The 26578-nt window shown below is 52.9% G+C and carries 21 protein-coding genes; 18 read left to right on the top strand and 3 right to left on the bottom strand.

All coding sequences use genetic code 11. The features are described from left to right. Nucleotides 1-20: 20 nt before the first annotated feature. From LFE_RS11945 to LFE_RS13340, 5 genes are all read left to right on the top strand, one after another. Nucleotides 21-566 carry a hypothetical protein gene (locus tag LFE_RS11945; RefSeq protein ID WP_014450476.1) on the top strand — a complete coding sequence of 182 codons (546 nt, stop codon included), beginning with the start codon at nt 21-23 and terminating at the stop codon, nt 564-566. Beyond that, the gene (locus tag LFE_RS11940; protein WP_232502528.1) at nt 541-2106 is read left to right on the top strand and encodes an L-aspartate oxidase; all 1566 of its coding nucleotides are present in this window, start codon (nt 541-543) and stop codon (nt 2104-2106) included. Before LFE_RS11945 ends, LFE_RS11940 begins: the two co-directional genes overlap by 26 nt. 5 nt (nt 2107-2111) lie before the next feature. Beyond that, on the top strand, nt 2112-2975 hold the full coding sequence (locus LFE_RS11935; protein ID WP_014450474.1) for a DnaJ domain-containing protein: 864 nt from the start codon (nt 2112-2114) through the stop codon (nt 2973-2975). A gap of 53 nt (nt 2976-3028) precedes the next feature. Then, nucleotides 3029-3328: a chaperone modulator CbpM gene (locus tag LFE_RS11930; protein ID WP_014450473.1), complete on the top strand. Its 300-nt coding sequence runs from the start codon at nt 3029-3031 to the stop codon at nt 3326-3328. Between the two features lie 120 nt (nt 3329-3448). Next, nucleotides 3449-6049 (top strand): sensor domain-containing protein, encoded by a 2601-nt coding sequence (locus tag LFE_RS13340; protein WP_014450472.1) that lies wholly within the window; start codon nt 3449-3451, stop codon nt 6047-6049. Between the two features lie 28 nt (nt 6050-6077). Here LFE_RS13340 and LFE_RS11920 read toward each other — a convergent pair whose 3' ends face one another. Continuing rightward, entirely contained in the window at nt 6078-7394 is a 1317-nt protein-coding gene (locus LFE_RS11920; RefSeq protein ID WP_014450471.1) for a diguanylate cyclase domain-containing protein, read from the bottom strand. A 556-nt stretch (nt 7395-7950) separates the two neighbouring features. Here LFE_RS11920 and LFE_RS11915 point away from each other — a divergent pair. The 8 genes from LFE_RS11915 (at nt 7951) to LFE_RS11870 (ending at nt 19181) form a co-directional block, all read left to right on the top strand. Beyond that, nucleotides 7951-8631: a c-type cytochrome gene (locus LFE_RS11915; RefSeq protein WP_014450470.1), complete on the top strand. Its 681-nt coding sequence runs from the start codon at nt 7951-7953 to the stop codon at nt 8629-8631. A gap of 42 nt (nt 8632-8673) precedes the next feature. After that, nucleotides 8674-9477 (top strand): c-type cytochrome, encoded by an 804-nt coding sequence (locus tag LFE_RS11910; RefSeq protein WP_014450469.1) that lies wholly within the window; start codon nt 8674-8676, stop codon nt 9475-9477. A gap of 85 nt (nt 9478-9562) precedes the next feature. Further along, on the top strand, nt 9563-10387 hold the full coding sequence (locus tag LFE_RS11905) for a c-type cytochrome (protein WP_014450468.1): 825 nt from the start codon (nt 9563-9565) through the stop codon (nt 10385-10387). A 251-nt stretch (nt 10388-10638) separates the two neighbouring features. Then, entirely contained in the window at nt 10639-13230 is a 2592-nt protein-coding gene (clpB, locus tag LFE_RS11900) for an ATP-dependent chaperone ClpB (RefSeq protein ID WP_014450467.1), read from the top strand. Beyond that, nucleotides 13227-13808 carry a helix-turn-helix domain-containing protein gene (locus tag LFE_RS11895; RefSeq protein WP_014450466.1) on the top strand — a complete coding sequence of 194 codons (582 nt, stop codon included), beginning with the start codon at nt 13227-13229 and terminating at the stop codon, nt 13806-13808. Before clpB ends, LFE_RS11895 begins: the two co-directional genes overlap by 4 nt. A 280-nt stretch (nt 13809-14088) precedes the next feature. Continuing rightward, the gene (locus LFE_RS11885) at nt 14089-15192 is read left to right on the top strand and encodes an HD domain-containing phosphohydrolase (protein WP_232502527.1); all 1104 of its coding nucleotides are present in this window, start codon (nt 14089-14091) and stop codon (nt 15190-15192) included. A gap of 39 nt (nt 15193-15231) precedes the next feature. Continuing rightward, nucleotides 15232-17757, top strand: a complete 2526-nt coding sequence (locus LFE_RS13335) for a hybrid sensor histidine kinase/response regulator (RefSeq protein WP_014450464.1) — start codon at nt 15232-15234, stop codon at nt 17755-17757. 557 nt (nt 17758-18314) lie between these two features. After that, the gene (locus LFE_RS11870) at nt 18315-19181 is read left to right on the top strand and encodes a crotonase/enoyl-CoA hydratase family protein (RefSeq protein ID WP_014450463.1); all 867 of its coding nucleotides are present in this window, start codon (nt 18315-18317) and stop codon (nt 19179-19181) included. Between the two features lie 93 nt (nt 19182-19274). Here the strand turns inward: LFE_RS11870 and LFE_RS11865 are convergent, their stop codons facing one another. After that, a complete protein-coding gene (locus tag LFE_RS11865; protein WP_014450462.1) occupies nt 19275-20225 on the bottom strand; it encodes a patatin-like phospholipase family protein in 951 nt (316 codons plus the stop codon). A gap of 274 nt (nt 20226-20499) precedes the next feature. Here LFE_RS11865 and LFE_RS13330 point away from each other — a divergent pair, with 274 nt between their 5' ends. From LFE_RS13330 to LFE_RS11840, 4 genes are all read left to right on the top strand, one after another. Next, nucleotides 20500-22332 carry a sensor histidine kinase gene (locus tag LFE_RS13330; RefSeq protein ID WP_014450461.1) on the top strand — a complete coding sequence of 611 codons (1833 nt, stop codon included), beginning with the start codon at nt 20500-20502 and terminating at the stop codon, nt 22330-22332. Beyond that, nucleotides 22329-22799 (top strand): response regulator, encoded by a 471-nt coding sequence (locus LFE_RS11850; protein ID WP_014450460.1) that lies wholly within the window; start codon nt 22329-22331, stop codon nt 22797-22799. Before LFE_RS13330 ends, LFE_RS11850 begins: the two co-directional genes overlap by 4 nt. Nucleotides 22800-22894: 95 nt before the next feature. Further along, entirely contained in the window at nt 22895-23695 is an 801-nt protein-coding gene (locus LFE_RS11845; RefSeq protein WP_014450459.1) for a PAS domain-containing protein, read from the top strand. Then, complete coding sequence (locus LFE_RS11840; protein ID WP_014450458.1) at nt 23692-24006, top strand: hypothetical protein; 315 nt, start codon at nt 23692-23694, stop codon at nt 24004-24006. Before LFE_RS11845 ends, LFE_RS11840 begins: the two co-directional genes overlap by 4 nt. Nucleotides 24007-24076: 70 nt before the next feature. On the opposite strand, the gene LFE_RS14190 is transcribed toward LFE_RS11840, so the two are convergent. Next, nucleotides 24077-24232 (bottom strand): hypothetical protein, encoded by a 156-nt coding sequence (locus tag LFE_RS14190; RefSeq protein WP_158310275.1) that lies wholly within the window; start codon nt 24230-24232, stop codon nt 24077-24079. A gap of 68 nt (nt 24233-24300) precedes the next feature. Here LFE_RS14190 and LFE_RS11830 point away from each other — a divergent pair, with 68 nt between their 5' ends. Next, nucleotides 24301-26388: a c-type cytochrome gene (locus LFE_RS11830; RefSeq protein WP_014450456.1), complete on the top strand. Its 2088-nt coding sequence runs from the start codon at nt 24301-24303 to the stop codon at nt 26386-26388. Nucleotides 26389-26578 lie beyond the last annotated feature (190 nt).

Here is a 26578-nt window from a genome sequence, read left to right as displayed (position 1 = left end):
CTTTCTGAAAAGAGGATCGCTTGAGGCATTTCAAAGGGACAGACAGACACTGTGACAAGGAAAGTGGCTCGTTCTTATGGTCTTTGCAGACGCTTTTCTTCTCTGTTTTTTTAATCTTGGGGGCGTGTTCCGAGGCCGTTGAGCTGACTCCCGAGCAGAAGGCCCTTTTCGGGGCCTGGAATATTACGAAGGAGATCTCCAAAGATTACGGAAAAGAGGATCAGCAAGCCATTCTGTCCCTGCTTTCTCCATCCATTCGTTCCGATGGCCATGTCGCAGCCGACCTTTCGGCGCTTTTTGTCCGGCTAGACCATGTCAGACTTCATCTGACAGCAGATTCGGGTGTGGAGGATGATCGTCTGGGGACCATGCTCCTGAGGTCCCATTGGGTCCTGTCAGGAATGGTGGTGGGAGCCAAGCCGGGAGAGGGCGGGGGATATCTGAAAGCCGGGGAATGCAGGCTTCTGGTGTCCATTCCCAAGCCGGGAGGTCATGCTGTCCTTTTGTCCATTTCCGGGGATGACTTTCTGAGAGTTCAGATTGCTCCAGCCCAGAAGGCTGGTTAACCCTGTGATGAAAAAAGAGTCGGTTGACTTTCTGGTTGTCGGTGGAGGTATCGCGGGATATCAGGCAGTGCTTTCCCTTTTGCCCCATGGATCGGTTCTTCTTGTTTCGAGGGGCCCCCTTTCAAGCGGGAGTTCCTATTATGCCCAGGGCGGGCTCGCCTTGCCCTGGGGATTCGGTCCAGAGGATTGCGAACGCCATGTTCAGGATACTCTCAGGGCGGGTGCCGGGCTCTGCGACGAGCCATCTGTCCGTACGCTTGTCGGAGATGGAGAAAGGGTCTGGAAAGGACTTTTGTCCCTCGATGTTCCCTTTGACCGGGATTCTGACGGGACATTCCTGACCACCCGGGAAGCGGCCCATTCGGTTCCCCGTATTGTTCATGCGGGGGGGGACAGGACAGGATTCCTGATCCTGTCCTCGCTGGCCAAGAAGGTTTCAGAGGATCCCGCTTTCCGATTCTTGTCGAACCATCAGCTCTACCGGCTCAGAAAGAATCCTGAAGGGAGGGTCACAGGTGCTCTTTTTCTGGGAGAGACGGGCCATGAACTTCTTGAAATTGAAGCTGGAGCCACGATTCTTTCGACAGGAGGAGGGAGTTCCCTCTTCCTCCGTTCCACGAACCCGAGACTCCAACGGGGTGATGGAGTCGCCGTTGCTGCCCGGGCAGGGTGCGAAATCGAACGGATGGCTTATTACCAGTTTCATCCCACTGTTCTGGATATTCCCGGGCAGGCTCCTTTTCTGTTGACGGAAGCCATGCGGGGGGAAGGGGCGAGAGTTGTCAACCGGAAGGGCCGGAGATTCCTGTTTGACTATCATCCGGACGGTGAACTGGCGCCAAGGGATGTTGTCTCCCGAGCCTTGTGGCTTGAGTCGAGAAAATCTCCGGAGGAGGGGATCTTTTTATCCCTGACGCATTTTCCAAAAGGCCGGGTCGCCCAGAGATTTCCTCAAGTCTACCGACATTGCCTTGAGCTTGGGGTTGATCTGGAGACAACGCCGGCCCCCATTCGCCCTGCTGCCCATTTCCAGATGGGGGGAATCAGGAGCGACATGAATGGCCGGACGACCCTTCCGGGACTTTATGCGATTGGTGAGGTGGCGAGCACGAGAGTTCATGGTGCCAACCGTCTGGCTTCCAACTCCCTTCTGGAAGCCCTGGTGATGGGTAGCCGGGTTGCTGATGCGATTGGATCTGTTCGTCATCTCCCCGAGACGGGAGATAACTCAAGTGATGAACCCGATCAGGCTTTATTGCCATCGGTCGACATCGAGGAAGGTTGGTCCCGTCTTCGACAGATCCTCTGGGACAGCGCCGGAATCGTGCGGACACTGCCTCTGGTCCAGAAAGGGTTGCTTGAGATCCTCGAAATGATTGGAACCTCAAGACAGGCTCCCGTTGAAGGGGGAAGGTTTGCTCTGGGAAATGGCCTGCTGGTCGCAAGGCTGATTCTTGAAGATATTCTGACGGCACCAGTGGCCGGCGCAAATTATGTCGTTTCTGAGATGCCCGCTCCAGCGGTAAAGAATAAGGACTGATCCCTATGGACTATTATCAGTTGCTGGGAGTCACAAAAACCTCCTCAGCCGAAGAGATCCGTAAAGCTTACAGGAAACTGGCCCGCAAGTATCATCCGGACCTGAATCCCGGAAACAGTACCGCCGAGCAGAAGTTCAAGGAGATCAACCAGGCGTATGAAATCCTTTCCGACTCTGAAAAGAGGGCGGCCTATGATATGGAACGGTCCGCTCCGCCGCCAGGAGCTGGGAGTAGCCGCAGACAAAAGCGCTCCACTGAAGGGGAGCCTTTTGGTGAATCCGCCTTTTGGGATCTTTTTGGCGGGATGGGTGGACAGCGATCAATGACGACCATTCATCTGACCCTGAGCTTCATGGAAGCGATCAGGGGTGCCCGAAAATCGGTTCAACTGTCCAGTCCGGGGGGGGGCGGGCAGACAGTGAATCTTGATATTCCCGCCGGAGCTGAGGCCGGAATGGGTTTTGAGGTGAATGTGCCATCTGCAGACGGCAAGTCTTCCATCTATGCCCAGGTCATCATCGACCATGTCCTTCCGGACAGCCGCTTCGACCGCAAAGGCGTCGATTTATATTCCGAGGTCAAGGTCACCCCAGGGGAGCTCTATTTCGGGACGACACTGGAAGTCGAGACTCCGGACGGAGCGTCAAGAATCCGCATTCCGCCAGGGACCCAGCCTGGCCAGGTATTCCGTCTGAAGGACAAGGGGGCCAGATCCTCCTTTCACGGAACGGGTGGCCATCTTTATGTCCGGGTCATGGCGGTTCTTCCTGTCCCGGGTGGGGATTCGCGGATTGATCAGTTGATGAGGGAGTTGTCCTCGGCCTCTCCTCCCATCAAGGTTCGTCAGGTTGCGGACTCCCGGAATTAGCAGGGAAAACATTTTTTTTCCATGGGTGTATCCCGAAGGGAAAGGGTGGGGCAATGATGAGCTTTGAAGGACCGGATCAAGACAATTCGGGTGTTTCGTCCGCACAGTGGGTCAGCTATGAATGGATCGAGTCCCGTTTCCATATTTCCCGAACTCAATTGCGGTATCTTGTTCGGGAGGGGTTGATCTCCCCGGTGGTGGATCAACCGGAGCCATGTCTCTCGAGACAGATGGTTGAACGGCTGGAGTTCATTCTTTTCCTTCAAAGGGAGCTTGGTGTCAACAAGGCGGGAGTCGGGATCATTCTGGACCTGAAGTCCCGGTTGGAATGGCACGTCCAGCGGAAAATGTAATCGTTTCCGGCACGACCGCACCCTGTTTTGAAATGAATTGGTCCGTTGTTTTTAGGCTCAATCTGATGATGGATTCGAGCCTTTGCAAGAAATCTGCTTCAAGAAGAAGGTGAACCGATCATGATTGGGGATGAGTCAGGGCTCAGAGGCTTTCTTGAAGAGGCTCCCGATGCGTTCTTCCTGCATGATCTTGAGGGGCGGATCCTCGATGTGAACCGGCGTGCCTGCGAAAGTCTCGGATATTCCCGATCAGAACTCCTCTCCCTCACTGTTTTCGACCTGGATGTCGGTATGGGAATCCCCACCGCCAGGGACCGCTGGAAAGCTCTCCGTCAGGGAAAGACCTTTTTGGTTTCAGGTATCCATCGTCGTAAAGACCGTACGACCTTTCCGGTGGAGGTCCACCTTGGTCTCCACATCAAGGATGGAGCTCCGGTTGTCATGGCCCTTGCCAGGGACGTTTCCCAGCGCGTCAAGACCGAAGAATCCCTCAAGAGACAGATCCGGATCAATCGGGCCCTTTCGGAGGTCAATCAGGCCATTATCCGGATGGAGGATGAGACGAAGCTCTTCCCCATGGTCTGTGAGGTAGCTGTTCGTTTTGGTGGAATGAGCCTTGCCTATATCGCCGAAAACAACCCTGAAACGAATCGACTGGAAATTCGCGCAAATTACGGAACCGGTGCGGATTATCTCGACGGCATTGCCTTGTCTTCCGATCCGGGAATTCCTGAAGGAAATGGACCATCGGGGACAAGTTTCCGGGAGAGCCGGATCATCCTTGTCCAGAACTTCTCGGAGGATCCCCTCACAGCCATCTGGCATGAGCGCGCCCGTTTTTACGGATGGGGTTCGAGCGGAACATTCCCTCTTCTCCGGGGCGGAGTTCCTTATGCCATCATGGGTGTCTACCATCCTGATCCCGAGGCCTTCGATCCGGAAATCGTCTCGCTTCTCGACGAGATGGTGCGTGATATTTCTTTTGCCCTCGATAATTTTGACCGAGAACGGATGAGGCAGGAGGCCGTTTCCGAGGCTTCCAAAAGCCAGGAGCGCTTCCGCGCGTATTTCGACAGTGCATTGATCGGAATGGTGGCTCTTTCTCCCGATGGCCATTTCCTTGAGGCCAATGAAAGCTTTCTACGTATGACCGGATACACAAGAAGTGAGCTTTTTGCCAGGCAATGGGAGGAGATCAAGGATCCCGAAGATCGATACGCTGCCCGGGAAGACTATGATCGGGTCATGAGGGGCGAGATCGATTTTTATCGAAAAGACAAGCGTCTGCTCAGAAGCGATGGGCAGATCATTTATGGCCATACCGCTGTCAGGGCAGTCCGAAAATCAACAGGCGAGGTCGATTATTTTGTCATCAACATAGAAGACGTCACTGAAAAGAAAAAATCCCAGGAGATGATCTGGCGGCAGGCGAACTTCGATCTGTTGACAGGGCTCCCCAATCGTTTCATGTTTCTGGACCGTCTGAAGGAAGAGATCAAGAAATCCCACCGGGGAGATGTTTCGCTCGCCCTCCTGTTCATTGATCTCGATCGTTTCAAAGAGGTCAACGACACGCTTGGCCATCAGACGGGAGACAAGCTTCTGATCGAGGCCGCCTCCCGGATTTCCTCCTGCATTCGTGAGTCGGACACGGTTTCAAGGTTCGGTGGAGATGAGTTTACCGTGATCCTGTCTCATGTTCACGCCGCCGATCACATCGAAGAGGTTGCCCAGAGTATCCTGGACCGTCTGTCGTTTCCCTTTGTTCTCGGAGAGGATGAGGAGAGTGTTTTTATTTCGGCTTCAATTGGAATCACCGTATATCCGGCGGATGGTTCGGATGCTGACAAGCTTCTCCAGAACGCCGACCAGTCGATGTATGTTGCCAAAAATAGCGGTCGCAACCGGTTTGCCTATTTTACCTCCGCGCTTCAGGAAAAAGCCCTCAGGAGGCTTGTTCTTTTAAATGAGCTCCGGAATGCTCTTGCCCTGTCGGAGTTCGGACTGTATTTTCAGCCGATCATGGATCTGAAAACCGGGAAGATCGTCAAGGCCGAAGCCCTGTTGCGGTGGCATCATCCCAAACTGGGGATGATTTGCCCCGGGGAATTCATCGCCATAACCGAAGAAACCGGTCTGATTGTCGAAATCGGTGACTTTGTGTTCCGGGAAGCCGCAAGATGGGTGAAGCATTGGGCGAAAATCTCTCCGGAGGGCTTCCAGGTCAGTGTCAATATGTCAACGGTTCAGTTTCAGAGCAAAAGCCCGTTTATGGCCGAATGGTTTGCCTATATCGACAGCCTTTCCCTACCTGGCAAGTCCCTGACGATCGAGATCACCGAGAGTCTTCTCCTCGATATCGAGAAAAGTGTGACGGAAAAGCTTAAGGCCTTTGCCGGGAAGGGGATCCAGATTTCCATCGACGACTTCGGGACGGGCTACTCTTCCCTGTCCTACCTGCTCAAATTTCATATCGACTATCTGAAGATTGACCAGTCCTTTGTCAAAAGCCTTGACACCCGGAACGGAAATCTGGCCATGGCGGAAGCCATTGTCATCATGGGCCACAAGATGGGGCTCGCTGTCATTGCCGAAGGGGTGGAGACCCCCGGCCAAAGAGACCTTCTGGCCTCGATCGGTTGCGATTTCGGCCAGGGGTTCTTCTTTGCCCACCCTCTTTCTCCTTCTGAGTTCGAGGATTTTCTGGGACGGTTTTCCTAAGTTTATCCTGCGGTCAGTTTCCGTTCGATCAAAAGAAGTGGTAGTTGTTCCGGCCTTTCCGTTTCGAAAAATACAGGGCCTTGTCCGCATTTCTCATGAGAATCTCCGGATCCTCCCCGTCGTCGGGATAAATGGCAATGCCGATACTGGCGCTCTGGACGATTTCATGGCCATCAATCTCGACAACCTGCGACATCAGGGTCTGGACCTTTTCCGCAACTTTTGCCGCATCTTCAGGATTTGTGATGGCATTTACGATCAGGATGAACTCGTCTCCCCCCATCCTCGCAACGATGTCTTCTCCACGGATGCCGAGCGCCAGACGCTTGGCGAGAACCTGCAGCAGCTTGTCTCCCACAATGTGGCCATAATTGTCGTTGACCGGTTTGAACCGGTCGAGGTCGATGGCCAAAATGGCAGCTTTCATGTCCCGCCGTTTGCAGAACGCCAGAATCTGGGGAATGCGTTCGAGAAGGAGGTAGCGGTTGGCAAGTCCGGTCAGTGGATCTTGGTAGGCAAGCCTCGTGAGTTGCTCCTCCCGGATTTTCTTTTCGCTGATGTCATCGAGAATCCCGACAAAGTGATCGATGATCCCTCCGGTCATGAGCGTTGTGATGGAGAGCCAGGAGGTGAAGAGGTCCCCGTTTTTCTTCTTGTTGATGATCTCGCCGTCCCAATGGCCCTTCGACAAAAGCGTCAGCCACATCTCCTTGTAGAATTCGGTGGAGTGAACATTTGACCGGAGAATCCTGGGATCTTCTCCAACGACCTCGGACGGGGCGTATCCTGTAATTTTTGAAAATGCGGGGTTGACCGACTGTATCCTGTTCGAAGAGTCGGTCACAATGATGGCTTCCCGGCTGTATTCAAGGATCCTGGTCGACAGGATGAGCTTGTTTTCGAAGTTGATCTGCTTTGAGATGTTTTCAAGGATCAGGATCGAGAGCTGGAACGCTCCCCGGATTTTCCTCGGGAAGATCCGGGCCCTGTAAATGACCCCGTCCGTTCCCGAAATTCTTTCTTCCTGCTCCAGTCCGGTGATATAGCCTTCCAGAGACGATGCCAGTGGGCCGTCCAGTTTGGGGTAGACGGTCCAGTAGGGCTTCCCCTTGATTTCGTCAAGCGTTTTTTGAACCTTTTCGAGGTAAACCTTGTTGGCGTAAAGGATCTGGAACTTTTCTCCGTGGATGAGAATCAGATCCTTCGAGGAGTTGTTGAACTCGACCCACTCGAGAAAGGACAGGGCGCTCTGAAAGACGGACCCGTCACCATCATCGCTCTGGTGTGCGTGTTTCTTGTTCAGGAGGGCTTTCAGTTCATCGTGCGACAGGATTGGATCGTCCATAGGGTTTTACCCATTCGTTTGACCGGTCCGGTGGTGCGCCACCGATCAGGAGATTAGAGCCGATGTTCTGTAACGGTATCCTTGATTTCAAAAATCATGGGAAAGATTCTCCAGGGCAATCCCTCATTCAGGAGGGATCTCCGATCGTTTGGAGGGATTTTGCCTGTCGATAGCTTATCTGTTTCCTCTTGGTTCTGATAAAATTATCTGTAACTATTTTTGATTTATTATTTTTTATTGATCGTCTCTTTATGTATTTGTTTTTATTATGAAATATGGTCGGATATGGTCTTTGAAATCAGGTGCATTTTAACACTAATTGTTCATGAATTATATACCTTAAAAATAATCCATGACGGGGCTGTATTTAATGATGCTTTCACGTGAAAAATATTGACTTTGCAAGGGTTATGGAAGGATGATTAAGGGATCTGTCCGTCCAGAGAACGGGTTCCGGAATATTTTTCAGCTCCAGTTCCGAACAATCTTCCCGATCCCGTTTGAGACATCCCCACAGCGGCCAATTTCTGAGAAGTGCTCAAAAAAGGAGTGTTCCATGAATAAAAAGCTCGTATCGTTTTTTCTTTTTTCATTTTTGACGGGGATGTTTTCGAGTGGATCCCCGGCCTTGGCAGGAGATCTTTACTCCTGGGGAAAGCATATCGCCGAAGCCGGGAACGGGATGCCGGGAAATACCGCCTGCATGGAATGCCATCGCTTGAAGGGCGGGGGAATGCCCTCCATTGGAGCGCCCCGGATTGCCGGGCAGACCCTCCAGTATATCCAGCGGGAGATTACGGAGGTCCAGAAGGGAGCCCGCTATGGTCCTGTCATGGCCGGAGTAGTCCAGAACCTTTCCCCCAAGGATATCCTGGCGGTGGCGACCTATTATTCAAAGGTGCATTCCCCGAAACTCAGGGACACGGAAACTTTGTCTCCGGAGAGGGTGAGTCTTGGAAAACAGATCGCCCATCAAGGATTATGGAAGAAGAATATTCCGGCCTGTGTGGTTTGCCATGGAGCCGACGGCTATGGAGTCCCTCCTCTGTTTCCCTATATTGCCGGGCAAAACAGGACATATCTGATGCGTCAGCTGATCGCCTACGCGTTTCTTGAAAGGAAAGACGATCCCCAGGGGTTGATGAGGGGAATTGCCAAAAGACTTTCTCCCCAGGAGAGAAAAGCGGTTGCGGAGTATTTCTCAAGCCTGAAGCCTCCCTACTCCGGATCAAGGTAGACTTTTTGTAAGGAATATGTGACCACAAAGGAAGGAGACGGTATGCTCAAAAAAACAGTTTTCATCAAGAGGATATTTTGGCCGATTCTACTCTCTGCCATTGTTTTTGGAGGAATGGCAACCGCCGGGGCAGAAACGGAAGGGGAGAAGATCTTTTCTCCTCCTTCGGAGAGATCCATTCCTGCCGGGTCCTTCGGGGATCTGGTCAGGAAGGGGGAGCACATCTTCACACAGACCGGAAAGTATGCCGGCCACTATTCCGGAAATGACCTGACCTGTGAGAGCTGTCATCTGAACAGGGGAAGGAAAGCCTATTCGGCGCCACTTTGGGGAGCCTATGGTATGTATCCCCGATATCGGGAAAAAAATCACAAGGTCAACTCTCTCGCCGAGCGTATCCAGGGCTGTTTCAGGTTCTCCATGAATGGAACAGCTCCAACGGTCGACAGCGAAACGATCAGGGCTCTGCTTGCCTACAGCTACTGGATGTCGAAGGGCGCTCCTGTCGGAGTGAAGCTTTCTGGAGCTGGCATGGTTCACATGGCTCCTCCATCGCGATCTCCAGATCCTTTTTCTGGGAAGAAGGTCTATGAAGCCAGATGCGCCCTTTGCCATGGTCTCCATGGTCAGGGGAGAAAATCCCGCGGGAAGATGGCGTTTCCTCCTGTCTGGGGTGCAAAGTCTTTTAACAAGGGAGCCGGTCTTTACAATGTTGGAAAATTGGCCGGATTCATCAAGATGAACATGCCCCTTTCAAAGGGATCGACCCTTTCCGACCAGGAATCCTGGGATGTTGCCGCCTATGTTGACAGCCAGCCAAGACCGGAAAAACCGGTGGTGAAATGACGGCTGAAAACCTTCGGATCAATCGTTTCGGGAAGGAGCTTCGACTCCAGCCACCCGTTTCCCCGAATTCAAGGAGACCTGTGCATTGAAAAAACAGACCGGATTGTTCTATTTGATGATACTTGTTCTGTCCGCAGTGGGGTTTGTCCTTTCCCCAGAACCGTCCAATGGAGCCACGTCTCCGGAGTTTTTCTCCCCGCCCCCAAAAGGCCATTACCCGGAGGGTCCCCTTGGGGAACTTGTGAAAAAGGGAGAAAAGATTTTTACGGACACCGGCCACTTTGTTCCCGGGTATAAAGGGAACTCACTGACCTGTGCGAGCTGTCATCTCGATCAGGGGAGAAAGCCCTATGCGGCTCCGATGTGGGGGGCTTATCCCATGTATCCCATGGTTGATCCGAAAACACACCGGACCGTCTGGCTCGATGACAGGATCCGGATGTGTTTTCGAAACGCGCTGAATGCCGCACCTCCTGACAGTGAAACCCTTAAGGCCCTTGATGTCTATCTTTTCTGGCTATCAAGGGGAGCCCCCATAGGACACTTCCTCAAGGGAAAAGGTTATGTAAAGATATCGTCTCCCGACAAGGAGAGCAGTTTTTTCCGTGGACCGGACCATCCCCGCTCTCCGGATACCCTCAAGGGGCTTGAGTTGTATTCCAAAAATTGCGCTTCATGCCATGGTGCTTCCGGTCAGGGGGAAAATGGCATTCACCGGTCGCCGCCACTATGGGGACCCAATTCCTACACGATGAAGTCGGGTATGGCGTCCGTCCATCTGCTTGCGCCGTTTTTGCGCATGAACATGCCTCCTGGCAGAAACCATCTGACCGATCAGGAATCTCTCGATATCGCTGCCTATGTCGACAGTCAGCCAAGGCCAGTGGACAATACTTCGTCCGGAAAGTAGCGCGCTGACCTGATCCGGTCCTTCCGTTTATTCCTTTTCGGGGTGGTGGCTTTTGATCTGGCCGCCACCCTCAAGTGTTCCTGCCCTGTGAACTCCTCCCCCTTGTCATCCCGACTTCGACCTTTTTCCGACTCTCTGGAAACTTCCGCTTCCGAGGGATATGATCATCTCATGCGAAGTGGTGAATAGGGAGATTTTGTTTCTCCTTCCGTGTCCAAACAGCTCCAGTCCCAACAAGAAAGGATGCACTCATGAATCTTGAAAAGCTGACGATCAAGTCCCAGGAAGCGCTTCAGTCCGCGGTCGACGAGGCAAGGAGACGCGGCAACACGTTGGTTGAGCCGATCCATCTTCTGAGGGAACTTCTGGTTCAGGAAGGGGGTTTGGTGATTCCCCTTCTCGAGAAAATGGGAACCGGTCAGGAGGCCCTGAAAGCCAAAACAGATGAGGCCATAAAACTTTTGCCCACAGTGACAGGGTCCGGAGCCGGGTCGGGTCCCTCCCTGTCCCGATCGACCGGGGATCTTCTGGATCGCGCTCAGGAAGAAGCCAAAACCTTCAAGGATGATTTTGTCAGTGTCGAGCACATCCTTCTGGCGATGATCGGGGGCTCCGGAACCGAATCGAAGCTTCTCAAGGGGGCGGGGCTCGACCGTGAAAAAGTAATGAAAGCCCTCACAGAGGTTAGGGGAAACCAGAGAGTCACCGACCAGAATCCGGAGGACAAGTATCAGGCCCTTTCGAAATTTGGCCGTGACCTGACCGCCATGGCCAAACAGAACAAGCTGGATCCGGTGATCGGAAGGGATGCGGAGATCCGCCGGGTTGTCCAGGTGCTTTCCCGGAGAACGAAGAACAACCCTGTCCTGATCGGAGATCCCGGTGTGGGAAAAACTGCTATTGTCGAGGGGCTGGCCCAGAGGATCGTTTCCGGGGATGTTCCCGAAGGGTTGAAGGACCGGACTATTTTCGCTCTCGATCTGGGATCGCTTCTGGCCGGTGCCAAGTATCGCGGGGATTTTGAGGAACGCCTCAAGGCGGTTCTGAAAGAAGTGACCGGTTCGGATGGCCGGATCATCCTGTTCATCGATGAGCTTCACACGATTGTTCGGGCCGGAGCGACAGAGGGCGGCGCCATGGATGCCTCGAACCTTCTGAAACCGGCTCTTGCGAGAGGTGAGCTTCGGGCAATCGGAGCCACTACGCTCGACGAGTTCAGGGAGCATATTGAAAAGGACGCCGCCCTTGAGAGACGGTTCCAGCCGGTTCTGGTAGGAGAGCCGTCCATTGAGGATACGATCGCGATTCTCCGGGGGCTCAAGGAAAAGTATGAGATCCATCATGGGGTCAGGATTCGGGATTCCGCCATCGTTGCCGCAGCGGTCCTCTCCCAGAGGTATATCTCTGGACGTTTTCTGCCGGACAAGGCGATCGACCTGATCGATGAGGCCGCTTCCCAGCTTCGGGTCGCCATCGACAGTATGCCCAGGACGCTAGACGATGTCGACCGGCGCATTCGCCAGCTCGAGATGGAGAAGATGGCCCTTGCTAAAGAGGAGGACACGGAATCCCTTGGCCGACGTCAGGAGGTCGAAAACGAGCTTGAGTCCAAAAAATCCGAGCTTGCCAGGCTGAAGGTTCAGTGGGACGGGGAGAAAAAAGACATCGGTACGGTCAGAACCCTCAAGCAACAGATCGAAGAGGCGAGGCAGGCGATGGAAATGGCCATCCGGGAAGGTTCCTTCGACCGGGCCTCAGAAATCCAGTACAGCCGGATTCCGAAGCTCGAGAAGGAGCTGGCGGATAGCCAGAAACTTCTCGAAAATCAGGGAAACCGGCTTTTGAAGGAAGAGGTCGAGGAGGAAGACGTTGCCGATGTGATCAGCCGGTGGACCGGGATTCCTGTCTCAAGAATGCTTGAAGGGGAGGTCCAGAAGCTCCTCCAGATGGAAGAGAGGCTGGGAAGCCGGGTCGTTGGGCAGCAGGAGGCGTTGGCTGCGGTATCGAATGCCATCAGGAGGGCTCGCGCCGGCATCCAGGATCCCAATCGACCCTTGGGCTCCTTCTTCTTTCTGGGCCCCACAGGTGTCGGAAAGACGGAACTGGCAAAAGCGCTGGCGGAGTTTCTCTTTGACAGTGACCAGGCCATGATCAGGATCGACATGTCGGAGTATATGGAAAAGCATGCCGTCTCCCGTCTGGTCGGGGCACCTCCCGGTTATGTGGGATATGAGGAGGGTGGCCAGCTGACGGAGTCCATCCGGAGGAAACCCTACTCGGTCATTTTGCTCGACGAGGTCGAAAAAGCCCATCCCGATGTTTTCAATATCCTTCTCCAGGTCCTTGATGACGGGAGACTGACGGACGGACAGGGACGGGTGGTCGATTTTCGGAACACGGTCATCATCATGACCTCGAATGTCGGATCGGACATTATCCGGGAACGGGTGGGCCTTGATGCGGATGAGACGAAGCAGGAGGTTCTGGAGATCCTCTCGAAGACATTTCGTCCGGAATTTTTGAACAGGATCGATGAGATCATCGTTTTCCACCCTCTTTTGAGACATGAGATTGGACGAATCGTCCGCATCCAGCTCGACGGGCTCAATGCCCGTCTGAAAGACCAGGGCATACAGCTTGAGATCTCTCCGGCGGCCGAAGAAGAGCTCACCGCTGTGGGATATGACCCCGTTTATGGGGCAAGACCACTGAAAAGGGCGGTCCAGTCCCTGATCCTGAATCCCCTCGCCCAGAAAATCCTTTCCGGGGGGATTTCCCAAGGGTCGGTTGTTTCGGTGGACTTTGACGGAATTGACTTTACTTTCCGGCCGCATGGCACATGAACCAGTCCAATCTTCCCGGGGATGGCCATGCCCTCCCCGGCCCCCATTCGATCAGGATCACCCTTCACTCCCGTTCGGAAAGGGTGATGAATGAGCTTGATTTGGTTCTGGACCGATTTGGACTTCGCGCGGAGAGGTTTCTGGAGGATTATCGTCCAATGGATGACTTTCCCGGGATCGACCTTCTGGTAATGGATCTGGATTCCCTATCGGAACGGGATCGGCGGGGGATCCGCCATCCTCTGATCCTTTCGGGAGACGCGACTGAGCTTCCCCATAAGCTGCACCTTTTCCTGGACCGTCTGAGGTGGGAAGACGGAAGGGGTGAGGCTTTTGATCATCTTATCCGGAGAAAAGTCCGGGATTTCATGGTTCGATCAAGCGGCCGGGGAGCACCGGGAGGGCTGGGGATCTTTGCTTTTTTCCGGTCGATGATGGAAGAGATTCTGGTCTCAGAGGCCCTGGCGATTTCCCGCGGGAATCAGGTCAAGGGTGCCAGACTTCTGGGAATCAGCCGCACGACCCTTCGGGAAAAATTGAAGCAAAATGAAGATCTGGAGGGGGGGGCATGCCAATAGTCTAGCGATCTTTAGTGTCGCTCTTTTCTGTTTCCCGGCTTTCCGAAGACTCTTTATCGCGGATGGCATATTGTCCGATTCTATTTTTTTTGGATTACATAAATTTATTTGTTGGAATGATGCTCCTTTTTCCTATAGACTTTGGTTATTTTTTGCCCGGTCAGATTGATGGCTCTTGTTTTTCGTCCGGAAGAAAATGAATTGTCTTGATGAATTTCCAATGATAAATACTGTTTTCCAAAAGGCCATGCTGCCCTATATCGCGATAAAGGAAAGAGGAATGGAAATGAAAGAGGCGAACCGATACCGGTCTTTTGAGCACTTCCTTGAGTCTGCGAGGGTCATGATCGTCGATGACCAGTTTGTTGGTCGCAAGGTTCTGGAAGAGATCATCAAATCGATCTCACCCAAGATCACGACAGTGAGTTTTTCGGATCCGGAAGAGGCTTTGGCTTCCTATGTGAAAGATCTCCCGGATTTGATCCTCCTGGACTATAAAATGCCCAAAATGAACGGAATCGACCTGATCCGGGGCTTTCGCTCCCAACCATCCGGGGAGGATGTTCCGATCATCATGGTGACGATTCTTGAAGATAAAAATATCCGCTATCAGGCCCTTGATGCCGGGGCCACCGACTTTCTCACCCGTCCGCTTGACCGGATCGAGTGCCAGTGCCGTTGCAAGAACCTGTTATCGCTACGAAAGATGACCATTGAACTGAAAAGTCATTCCCGTTTTTTGGAAGAGGAGGTCGCCGATGCGGTCCTCCTTCAGAAACAGCGCGAGAGAGAAACCCTGCTGAGGCTCGCCAGGGCGGGGGAGTTCCACGACTTTGAAACCGGTAATCATGTCGTCAGGATGGCCAGGTATGCAAAGCTTATTGCCCAGGCCATGGGGCTTCCGGAGGATCATTGCGAAGCGATCGAGCTGTCGGCGCCGATGCATGATATCGGCAAGATCGGGATCCCGGACCATGTTTTAAAAAAGCCGGGAATCCTGACGTCTGATGAATACGAGATCATCAAGATGCATCCGATGATTGGCCACCAGATTTTAAAGGAGAGCAGCTCCCGGTATATCGAGATGGGTGCGGTGATTGCCCTTGCCCATCAGGAGCGCTTTGACGGATCGGGATATCCGTTCGGCCTTTCGGGGAGAGAGATTCCCCTCGAGGCAAGGATTGTGACCGTTGCCGATGTTTTTGACGCGTTGACCTCGGTTCGTCCCTACAAGAACGCCTGGACTTTTGAGGACGCCATGTCCTATCTGCAGGAGCATTCGGGAAAACTGTTCGATCCGGACTGTGTAGAGGCTTTTCTGAGACAGATCGAAGAGGTTCGCCGGATCTCGATCATCATGGGAGATCTGGAAGCCCCGTCATGATCCTTTGGACGATTCCACCACTTTTGAATTGAGAGTTCGATGAATGGAATAGAAGCTCTTCGTTCGAGACTTCGGGAAAACAATAGCCAGGAACATGAGCAGGCTTTCATTCGTCTTGCCATCGGCATCCTGGGATCGTTGTACCTTCTCGCCTTGCCTTCAGGCGGGGATCGGGCGGGACAGCTTCTCCTGTCTGTCCATCGCTATTCCATTTTTTTCTTCCTCTCTCTTTCCGTTCTGATCATTGTTTCGATATTCCATCGTCCCCGTCCCTCTCCTGTCCGGAAAACGCTGGGCATCTTTCTCGATCTGTCCACCGCGTCTTTTGTCATGGCGACCAGCGGTGAGCAGGGACTTCCCATGGGTGTCATCTACCTTTGGGTGATCATGGGAAACGGTTTTCGCTATGGACTTCCGTATCTTGCTTTGTCGACATCTGTTTCTTTTGTTGGCCTTCTCTCGGTGTTTTTTATAAGCTCGTTCTGGAGAAGCCATCCGATCCTCTTCTGGAGCCAGTTTCTTGCGATTGTAGTTCTTCCGCTTTATATGGCCGTTCTTCTTGATAAGCAAAAAAAGCTGATCGATATGGCCAATGAGGCCAATCGGGCCAAATCCCGTTTTTTGGCCAATATGAGCCACGAGCTGAGGACACCCTTGAATGGCATTATCGGCATGGGTGATATTCTGCTTTCCAAAAATCCGACCGAGAAACAGCGCGGACTGATCGAAACGATGCAGGTATCAGCCAACAATCTTGTCGAGATGATCGAAAAGATCCTGGACTTTTCGAAAATCGAGGCCGGAAGGGTTGTTTCCGAGTCCCGCCGGTTCAATCTGGACCAATTTGTTTATCAGACACTGTCTTCGATCGAACCCCTGGCGATTAACAAGTCCTTACCCTTCAAGGTGATATGGGATAGCCGCCTTCCGGTTTTTTTAAACGGAGACGCATCGCACCTTCGCCAGATCCTGATCAATTTATTGGGGAATGCGGTGAAGTTCACCAGCACAGGGGCGGTCTCCCTCTCGATTCGAGTGGCCTTTGACGATCCATCGGGATCCCGTCTCCGATTCGAGGTGTCGGATACGGGAGTCGGGATTCCCGAGTCGATGAAGTCCCGCATCTTCGAACGGTTTATGCAGGGTGATGAAACAGTGACAAAACGTTTTGGCGGGACGGGTCTTGGGTTATCGTATGCACGGCAGCTTGTGGAACTATTGGGGGGGAGTATCGGTTTTCAAAGCAAGGAAGGTGTTGGCTCGACCTTCTGGTTCGAAGTTCCCTTCGGGCGCGAGGATAACCCTGATCCATCGCTCATCAAGACCGCCCCGAGAGTTTTTTTCTGGGGACAACATGAGGACTTTGGGCACTATGAAGAGATTCTTGCGCCATTTGCAGGTGATCTGCGTTTGATCCCTGCCGGTGCGAGAGCTCTTTTTTTCTATGAGCCAAATGACCTTCGAGGGGTGTTTGTGGCAAAAATCGATTCCTCCAACAGGGATCTTTTCTGGAACATCCTGTCAGACAAGGAAGATTCAAGAGTCCTGTCTTCCATGCTCAAGGTGCTGATTCTTGCTGACGATCTTCCCGAGCCTTCTCCCGGAGATTTGCCTGCTGGCGGCTCCTATGTGATAACCAGGGCGTTTCCTGACCGTTTACTGAGGTCGATTGCACTTTGGTCGCTCGAGGATGGACATTCGGGGGTGCAGGAATCCGCCGCCCCGGTGATCTCACCTCCCGGGCGTGCTTTGAGGATTCTGGTTGCAGAAGATAATTCGGTGAACCAGAAGGTGGTCGAGGGAATCCTGGCGGGGGCCGGCCATATGGTCCGGATAGTATCCGATGGGGAGATGGCTCTTGATTGTCTCGAATCCGAGACGTTTGACCTGATGATTCTGGATCTTTGCATGCCCGTCATGGGGGGCCTTGATGTATTGAAAACCCATCATTTTATGGAAGGAAAATCTCCCGTTCCGGCTATTATCCTGTCGGCAAACGCGACAAAAGAAGCGGCCGATTCCTGTTTTGAAGCCCGGGCGCAGGCCTTTTTGACAAAACCGATCCAGATCTCCCTTCTCTTGTCCGAAATTGATCGCATTACCTCGGCAGGGGATCGGCCCGGATCATCCTCGCCCGACACTTCCAGTTTTTCCGGGCTGGATCCATCAATTTTGGACAAGGCCATCCTGGCTGAGCTCGAGAAGGTCAGCCCCGATCCCGGGTTTATCCGGACCCTCCTTCAGGGTTTTTTGTCTGATGGGGAACGGCTTCTCTCACTGATGGAGGATTCACTGCTTCGTTGCGATTTCCCCGAGTTCATGGATGCGGTTCACGGACTCAAGGGAAGCGCTATCCAGATTGGGGCACAAAAGCTGGTCAAGCTTCTTTCGGATACCGAGTCCATGGAGATCTCTCTGATATTGTCCGGCAGGGCAATGTTCGTTATGGACCGGATCCGGGAGGTCTTTTTTCTGACCGCATCGGAGATCCGGCGTTTTGTCGACGAAGAGACCGATCTTTTCGATGATTCCAATAAAAAAAGGGAGTCATTCACAAATTCCTGATAAAAAATGGCTTGATGAATGCTGGAAAAAAGGAATAAATCCTTTTTTCCAGCAAAAACTCTCTGGTTTGGGAGCATATCCTCCGGAATGAGTTGGACTGCAATGCCGGATCAGACCGGACTCACAGGAGAGGCAACCTTGAAGCCAGAGTGATCTGACGGAATCCGTTTTTATCTGCCCACCACACCTTCTCCCATAGCCTTTATCGGGGCTCATTCCAGGAAGATCCAGCGCAATTTCCAGAATATTCAACAGCTTTGAAAATCGGATTTTCAAAGGGCCATCAAGTGATCTGGAGAGCCCTTTTCGGCGATCGGAAATCGATGGATCGCCATATTTTTGGGACGTATTTCCTTTTAAATAAATTATTTTAATTTATCAATAAAAAAATAAATTGACAACAAAAAAATCTGATGCCAATATGCTCTCAAGTTTTTTTATTTCGTTAAAGTGTTCAAGCGTTTGATTTTTTTTGTAGTATTTGCTTGGCTTTTTTTGTTTAACGATCTTTTATTTTTATTATTTTTAAAATTAATGAAATTTAAAGGAGAATGAACATGGAAAATCTTGAGACAAGAGAAGCTTTGACGGCACAAGTTGTTCCCTGCCCTTCCTATTCACAGCTTGCGATCACCCATGATGCCGCATATCGGACAGACTGGTGTTTCATGAAGGGAGATCCCCGTCCATGTTTTACTCCGACGATGCTCAAGGAGCTTCAGCATTATGCGAACCATCTGGCGGTGCAGGCGGACAGGGAGGTTCATTACATGGTCCAGGCCTCTTCGGTTCCGGGGATCTTCAACTACGGGGGCGACCTGAATCTTTTTCGGCAACTGATTGCCGAGAAGGACCGTGAAGCTCTCCTCTCCTACGCCCGCTCCTGCATCAATGCCATCTATGGTGGCGTCATCCACTTTACCCGGGATATCACTGCCATTGCCCTGGTGGAAGGGGATGCCCTGGGTGGAGGTTTTGAATGCGCACTGGCCTGTGATGTCATCATTGCCGAAAAAAACGCCCGGATGGGACTTCCGGAAATTCTTTTCAATCTCTTCCCCGGAATGGGTGCTTACAGTTTCCTTTCCAGAAGGATTGGTCCGTCAAAGGCGCAGAGACTGATCGAGAGTGGAATCATCCATACGGCCCAGGAGCTATACGATATGGGAGTGGTCGATCACCTTGCCGAAGAAGGTCAGGGGAAAAGTGCGGTCTATAACTATATCCGAAAGGAAAACAAGTTCCGGAATGGAATGATGGCGATCAGGGAGGTCAAAAAATATGTCGATCCTGTCTCCTATGAGGAGTTGATCCATATTACCGAGATCTGGGTTGATGCTGCCCTTCGCCTGACCGATCGGGACCTTCGCATGATGGAGAGGCTGGTTGCCAGGCAAACGGCAAAACCCATGGGAAACGGGTAACATTTGTCCATTATAACCCCCGCGAAGGGGTTCGATGAAAACGAACGGTTCCTTCAGGAGACAAGGGCTATCGAGGAGCGTGTCGGAGGGGGGTCATTTTTCCTTTTCCCAAAAAAGGGTGTCGTTGATCACCGGGAGCATCCGTTCGACGCACTCTTCTCCTTCCCTGATGGCTTCTTGCGCCCGATGGAAATCGAGTAGTCCAAGCTCCGAGAGCCTGGGGGAGAGTACGATGTCCGGCGGGTCGCCAGCCATCCGGCTCCTGGTGATCCGGTCTTGCATGATATTGATCGAACTGGCCAGTACTTTTAAAAGTCTGGGAACATCCGCCGGAGTGTCTTTGGGAACGGGTTCGCTTTTCCCGTTTGCGAATCGGCTTTTGAATTGCGAACTGATATTTTCCCAGAAAGAGATCTCCCGGTTCTCCGTTTCCTTTTCTTCAGGGATCGTCTGAGCGGGGGGAATGACGCGTTCCCGGACTCTTTTCACCAGATCGCCGTTCAGGTTGACCGCGATGACGATCTCGGCTCCCATGGCACGGCACAGTGTCACTGGAACCGGATTGACCAGACCTCCATCCACAAGCCAGCGCCTTCCAAAGGCGACCGGCGAGAATAATCCGGGAAGGGCGATTGATGGAGAGACCGCATCGACAAGGGGGCCCCTTTTGATCCAGACCTCCTCCCCTGAATCAAGATCTGTGGCAACGGCCGCGAACTTTTTGGGGAGCTCTTCGATCAGGATTGATCCGACCTCTTCTCCGAAAACCGGAAAAAGCTTGTCGCTTGAAAGAAACGTTCCTCCTCCGATCGAAATGAGGGCATAGCGGGCGATGGTCTTGGGTGTGAGCTCCAGAGCCCATTTTTCAAGATGCTCAAGCTTTCCGCTGGCGTAGGCCGCTCCGACAAGGGCTCCAACAGATGTCCCGCAGATGATGTCCGGTTCGATGCCAAGACGGGAGAGGGCCTTGATGACCCCTATGTGAGCCCATCCCCTGGCAGAACCGGAGCCAAGCGCCAGTCCGATTGTAAAATCCCTTGCCATTGTTTTTCCTTTTCTGGCTTGGAGTGTTTGCATTGATCCCGGCTGTCCGGAGATGGGCGCATTGGCCCTTCGGAAAAGAGGGTGAAGATCCAATGGATCTATCGGGTTATTTTGACAAAGAATTCTATTTTCAGGAAGATATCCCAATCTCAGTCATCGTCATCAAAAAACGGTCTCGTTTCGTCGCCGGACAGTCTTTCTTTTTTAGGGACTGATCTGGCGGATTTTCCTTTGGCAAATCCTGTACGGTGTCGAAAACCGAAAGGGAGGGCTTTTGGAACGGAAACCTCTTCTGGTCTCGGTGGTTCTTCTGGCTCTTGTGATGATGGGGTCGGTGGCCTTTATCTCTTGGGAGAGCGTCTCTTCGTTTGCCCGCCGGGAAGAGCTTGTCTCCCATTCTTACCTGATCATGACCAATATCAACCGGATGCTCTCCTTTCTGGAGGATGAAGAAACCGGAGAGCGGGGCTATTTTATCACAGGATCCTCCTCCTACCTTACCCCTTACAGTGAGGCGATCAAACGCTCCCGAAACGAAATCCTCCTCCTGAAAAACCTCACGAGAGATGATCCCTTCCAGCAAAAAAATCTCGATGAACTTCAGAGTCTTTCCGAAAGGCGGCTGACCTACCTGAAGGCGGGTGTGAGCATAAGGCAAAAATATCGGACACCGGATCCGGAGCAAAGCCTTCTCATCATGGATCTTGCCAAATCGGACATGGACCGGATCCGGTCGGTTATCAAAAGGATGCGCAGTGAAGAGTCTTTGCGGGTGGCCAATTACCGGAAGGAATCGGATCTCCATTCCGACAGGGTCCACCGGGTCATTCTGGCAGGGTATCTTCTGGCGTCCGCGATGATCATGATTTCGCTCGCGTTTTTGTTCCGGGAGCTTTCGGCCCATGAAAGGGCAGAAAGGGAAAATCGCAGATTGACCAGGGAGTATGAAGATCTCTATGACTATGCTCCATGCGGCTACCATTCCATAGATAAAAATGGTCTCATGGTCCGGATCAACAAGACGGAGCTTGGCTGGCTTGGATATGAAGCGCATGAGGTGGTCGGCGTGAAACATTATCATGAATTTATGACACCCGCCTCCCGTGAAGTCTATGAGCGGGAGTTTGACCGGTTCAAGGAATCCGGAATGGTCAGGGATGTCGAGTTCGAGTTTGTCCGAAAGGACGGAAGCCATTTTTGGGCGCTCTCGAATGCGACGGCCATCAGGGACCTGAAAGGGGGGTTCCTGTTGAGCCGTTCGGTGCTGATTGATATTACGGACAGGATCCGGGACCGGAAAGTGATCCTTGACCTCAACGATCTCCTGTCCTCCCATGCGAAGGAGCTTGAAGAGAAGAACAAGGAACTCGAGGGATTTACCTACTCTGTTTCCCACGATCTCCGCTCTCCTCTTCGGGCGATCGACGGTTTTTCCCGGATTCTGATGGAGGATTACGGAAAGGGGCTCGACAGGGAAGCCATGAGGCTTTTGGGGATCGTACGTGAAAATACCGCCAGAATGTCGCAGTTGATCGACGATTTGCTGACTCTTTCCCGAATGGGGAAGGCTCCTCTTGAAAAGCGGTGGGTGGATATGACCTCCCTGGCAAAGAAGGCGGTGGGGGAGGTTGGGGTTGTTTCCTCTTTTTCAGGGAGTATTCTGGTTGGAGATCTCCCCAGGGCGTTTGGCGATTCTTCCCTTTTGTTTCAGGTGTTCCTGAATCTTCTGTCGAACTCCGTGAAATTCACGCAAAAGACAGAATCCCCCCGGATCAGTGTCGAGGGGCAAAAAAGGGACGGAGAGGTGGTTTACTCCATCTCCGACAATGGGGAAGGTTTTGAGATGAAATATTACAAAAAGCTGTTTGGGGTCTTTCAACGGCTTCATTCCCAGGAGGATTTCCCGGGAACAGGTGTTGGTCTTGCCATTGTCCACCGGATTGTCTCCAGACACGGTGGCCGGGTCTGGGCAGTGGGCAAGCCAAAAGAGGGGGCCACATTCTTTTTTTCCATTCCGGTTCCCCTTGTTCCGGAAGATGATCAGGAGACTTTTTCCGGAAGATCGTTAGAAACCGCCACCATGGATACAAGAGAGGATGCATCATGAGCGAGTTGGTGGGGCCTGTCGAGATTCTCCTTGTGGAAGATAACCCCTTTGATGCGGAACTGACGATGAGGGCCCTTAAAAGCCATCATCTGACAAACAGCATCTATTGGGTGACCGATGGTCAGGAGGCGATCGATTTTCTGTTTTGCCAGGGGCGATTTGCCAATAGGCCGCCCCATCCTGTCCTGAAGCTTGTCCTTCTGGATATCAAGCTTCCGAAGCTTGACGGGACTGAGGTGTTAAAAATTCTCAAAAGCCATGAGGAAACCCGGTTCATTCCGGTGGTGATGCTCACCTCGTCGACCGAAGAGGCGGATCTTCTGGAGAGCTACAACCTGGGCGTCAACAGCTATATCGTCAAACCGGTGGAGTTTGAGCAATTCATGAAAACGGTCTCCGATGCGGGGCTTTACTGGACAGTGGTGAACCGTCTTCCCGATGGCGCTCCCGGAAACGAGGGGGAGTGAGTGAAAAAGTTCCTGTGACGGAAGCGGGTTTTTGGATTTTCCGCTTCTTCCGGGATCCTGGCAGCTGGGATGAAGAATGAAAGGATGGGTGGTCGATGTCTTCCGGGAACGAGGAAAAAGTCTTGAAAATTCTGTTTTGCGAGGATGTGGCAACCGATGCTGAGCTTGAAATCCGGGAGCTGACAAGGGCAGGGCTTCATTTTAAGACGATGGTGGTCAAGTCGGAGGAAAACTTCAGGAAGGGGATCCTTGAGTTTTCTCCCGACGTGATCCTGTCGGACTACACCCTTCCCGCTGACTTTAATGGACTCAAGGCTCTGGCCATCACACAGGCGCTCTGTCCCGATGTCCCCTTTATCTTTGTCTCAGGGACCATAGGGGAGGAGCGGGCGATTGAATCCCTCAAGATGGGAGCAACGGATTATGTTTTGAAAGATCATCCGGACAGGCTCCCTCAGGCGGTGTTGAGGGCGGTTTCGGAGTCGGAGGAAAAAAAGCTTCTCCGGGAAACGCAGGAAGCGCTTCGTGTCAGCGAGGAGCGCTTTTCCCAGTTCATGAAGCATCTTCCCGGTGCGGCTTTTATTCTCGATCAGGACGGGAACTATCTTTACGTCAATCAGATCTGGGAGCGGCGGTTTCTGAAAAGACCCTCCAGTTTTCTGGGAAGATCGCTGAAAGAGGTTTGGGGAGAAGAGGTCGCCAATGATCTTGAGGAAAACCTGAGAACCGTTCTGGGGACGGGAAAGCCCATTCAGACGGTGGAGAAGTTTGCCGTTGATGGGGCGATGGTCCGCTGGCTTTCAACGATGTTTCCGATTCTGGAACCTTCGGGTGAAGTCCGCATGGTGGGTGGGATCTGGCTCGATATTTCGGACCGGAAGGAGTCCGGGCTTTGACGGGAACACAGTGCAGTATCCATCATGACCTGAGGGTAACAGATCTGTTGGGGCAACCATTTTTCGACCATGAGAAGGTGAAGATGGATGTTGTTCTGAGTGGTCAGACCAAAAAGGCCGAAGATTGCATGGCCGTCCATCATGTGGTCAGGATCAGGGAGCAAATCCGAAGAAAAAGAGACGCGGCACAGCCGGGCTTCTCTGATGGTCGTCTGGATCCTCTTCCATCAAAGACCCGGATGGGGGTTTTCGATGGTCTTCCGCGTCCGGGTTTTTCTGGACTCTGGGTGGCCCGCCCCTACCCTTCGTAAAGCGATACAGATGGTGCAAGCCCGGGAGGGGGGATGGAGAAAAGGCGATGGGGAACCAGGGAGCGAAATCCTATGGAGGGGAATCCAGAAGCTTGACGACATCTCCGCCATGATGGCGATTTTGATCGACCTTCCGAATCTCCCCATGGAACTGTGTCCTGACGGAATCGGTATGGGTAAACTCAAGAGCAGAGGTGGAAGGTTCAAAAGTGTGCGTGCCGCTCAAAGAGCCATGCTCAACAGATCATCTGCCCCCATATAAGGGGGAGAGACTCATTCAGGGGGGGAAATCCGATGCGTCGAATCGCTCTGTTCAGAAAAATTCGCTGGATTCGTCCCGCGCTTCTCCTTGGTTTGATGGGAGCCTTATTGGGATTGAGTTTCCAGACTTCCCATGCATCGGCCGATACAACTCTTCCTCCTCCTGACGCCGCCACGATCCGCCAAGGAGAGTATCTGGCCCATCTGGGCGATTGTTTTGCCTGCCATACGGCACGCGGCGGGAAGCCTCTGGCCGGGGGAGTTCCCATGAATACCCCTTTCGGCATCCTCTATTCGACAAATATCACGCCCGATCGGGATACTGGGATCGGGGGCTACTCCCTGGCCCAGTTCATTCGGGCCATGAGGGACGGAGTCGACCGGAACGGGAAGAATCTCTTCCCTGCCATGCCTTATCCTTCCTATGCAAAAATCACCGACCAGGATCTGTATGCGCTCTATTCCTACCTGATGTACGGGGTCAGGCCCATATACCAGAGGAACAGAGAAAGCCGGATCCATTGGCCCTTCAATATTCGCCTTGGGCTGTCCGTGTGGAAATGGCTGTTTCTGGAGGACAGACCCTATCGCCCGGATCTTTCCAAATCCGCGGACTGGAACCGCGGGGCCTATATCATTCAGGGACTCGGCCACTGCGGCTCTTGCCACACTCCTCGCGGCCTCGGATTGCAGGAGAAGGCCATGGACGAAAGCGGCCCGAACGGACGGGAGTATCTGAGCGGGGCCACCATCGATTCTTGGTATGCCCCAAGCCTCAGGAATCCCCGATCGATAAAAGGGATCGAAGCCTTTCTGAAGACCGGGCGCAATGGACAGAATGCGGCATTCGGGATCATGGCCGAGGTGGATCATTTTAGCACGCAGAAATATACGGACAGTGACCTTCACGCAATGGATGTCTATCTGAAATCGCTCGTCAGGAATTCCGGATCCTCTCCCGGCGGACCACAAGAAACCATATCACCGAGCCAGAGTCATTCCGCTGCCTCTCTCTTCACGACAGCGGGCGGGCTCGGCTATGTCCAGTTCTGCGCCTCCTGTCACCAGCTCGACGGAAAGGGGGTGGCCAATCTTTTCCCCTCACTGGCGGAAAATCCGTCCATCCTTTCTCGCAACCCTCTCTCGGTCGTCCATGTGATTCTCTCCGGTTCCCGCTCCGCGGTGACCGCGGAGTATCCGAAGTCTTTCGCCATGCCGAACTATGGAGGACTGACAGATGAGGAGCTGGCCCAGATCGTCACATTCATCCGTACAGCGTGGGGAAATCATGCTCCGATGGTTACCCCGGAGCAGATCGGGAGAATCCGTTCTGAAATCACTCCCCGTCCCTCTTCCGCGGGATCCTACGCTGCCCCTCGCCTCGCGGGGATCCTCAAGGATCCCCATCGTGACGAGATCCTTTACGGAATGCGCCTGATGATCGAGACGAAGACTCTTCTTGCAAAAAATGTGGGGGATGAGCTTACCTGCGCGAGTTGCCACCTCGATGCGGGAACCATGGCGTATGCCTCTCCCTTTGTCGGGCTTGCCTCCCAGTTTCCCTCCTATTCATCCCGGGCGGGGAAGGTGATCGATATGGCCGACAGGATCAATGGCTGTTTCCTTCGCTCAATGAATGGGGTTGCTCTCGACAAACACTCAAAAGCCATGTCCGCCATGGTGGCTTATATGAACTGGATGAACGATGGTTTTCATCGACACGATACGATTCCCGGGCGGGGGCTTGGAGGGATCAGCAAGAGACTTGTGCCCGATCTTCCTGATGGAAAGAAGATCTACCGGCAAGACTGTGCATCGTGTCACGGAAAGCAGGGAGAAGGTCTTCTGGATGCTCACGGTTCCTATCTATTTCCTCCGTTATGGGGGCCACATTCCTTTAATATCGGGGCAGGAATCGCCAAAACCTATACCGCCGCGGCCTTCGTCAGGAACAACATGCCCATCTCCCACTCCATGGACACGCCTCTTGGACAGGGTGAGCTGACGGATCAGGAAGCTGTCGACGTATCGGCTTATTTTACCCATATGCCCCGGCCGGATTTCCCGGGGAAGGTCAATGATTGGCCTCACGGGAAAAAACCGTCTGATGCTCGCTATTGATGTGATCTAGGACTATAAGCCCCCCGAATCGAAGGGTTGCGGCGGGGATTGAAGTGAAGAATTCCGGGCTCGGCTTTCCGGGTCCAGAGACTAAGGAGTCTTCTTTGATCAGGACCGTTAGAGGGGACAATTCCCCGAACGGTCGACAGGATTTTTCTGTCAGGATTTGCTTTCTGTCACTCGCTTTGTC

The sequence above is a fragment of the Leptospirillum ferrooxidans C2-3 genome (genome assembly GCF_000284315.1).
Taxonomy (GTDB): Bacteria; Nitrospirota; Leptospirillia; order Leptospirillales; family Leptospirillaceae; genus Leptospirillum; species Leptospirillum ferrooxidans.
Note: the sequence above shows the minus strand (reverse complement) of the source record. Positions and strands in the feature narration are given on the sequence as shown.

Bases quoted from the DNA above. Each gene is read 5' to 3' on its own strand.
- LFE_RS11920 (WP_014450471.1), bottom strand. From the start codon at position 7,394: ATGGACGATCCAATCCTGTCGCACGATGAACTGAAAGCCCTCCTGAAC.
- LFE_RS11850 (WP_014450460.1), top strand. From the start codon at position 22,329: ATGAGCGAGTTGGTGGGGCCTGTCGAGATTCTCCTTGTGGAAGATAAC.
- LFE_RS13335 (WP_014450464.1), top strand. From the start codon at position 15,232: ATGAATGGAATAGAAGCTCTTCGTTCGAGACTTCGGGAAAACAATAGC.
- LFE_RS11845 (WP_014450459.1), top strand. From the start codon at position 22,895: ATGTCTTCCGGGAACGAGGAAAAAGTCTTGAAAATTCTGTTTTGCGAG.
- LFE_RS11830 (WP_014450456.1), top strand. From the start codon at position 24,301: ATGCGTCGAATCGCTCTGTTCAGAAAAATTCGCTGGATTCGTCCCGCG.
- LFE_RS11895 (WP_014450466.1), top strand. From the start codon at position 13,227: ATGAACCAGTCCAATCTTCCCGGGGATGGCCATGCCCTCCCCGGCCCC.
- LFE_RS11870 (WP_014450463.1), top strand. From the start codon at position 18,315: ATGGAAAATCTTGAGACAAGAGAAGCTTTGACGGCACAAGTTGTTCCC.
- LFE_RS11910 (WP_014450469.1), top strand. From the start codon at position 8,674: ATGCTCAAAAAAACAGTTTTCATCAAGAGGATATTTTGGCCGATTCTA.
- LFE_RS13340 (WP_014450472.1), top strand. From the start codon at position 3,449: ATGATTGGGGATGAGTCAGGGCTCAGAGGCTTTCTTGAAGAGGCTCCC.
- LFE_RS11935 (WP_014450474.1), top strand. From the start codon at position 2,112: ATGGACTATTATCAGTTGCTGGGAGTCACAAAAACCTCCTCAGCCGAA.
- LFE_RS11930 (WP_014450473.1), top strand. From the start codon at position 3,029: ATGATGAGCTTTGAAGGACCGGATCAAGACAATTCGGGTGTTTCGTCC.
- LFE_RS11915 (WP_014450470.1), top strand. From the start codon at position 7,951: ATGAATAAAAAGCTCGTATCGTTTTTTCTTTTTTCATTTTTGACGGGG.
- LFE_RS11885 (WP_232502527.1), top strand. From the start codon at position 14,089: ATGGAAATGAAAGAGGCGAACCGATACCGGTCTTTTGAGCACTTCCTT.
- clpB (WP_014450467.1), top strand. From the start codon at position 10,639: ATGAATCTTGAAAAGCTGACGATCAAGTCCCAGGAAGCGCTTCAGTCC.
- LFE_RS11865 (WP_014450462.1), bottom strand. From the start codon at position 20,225: ATGGCAAGGGATTTTACAATCGGACTGGCGCTTGGCTCCGGTTCTGCC.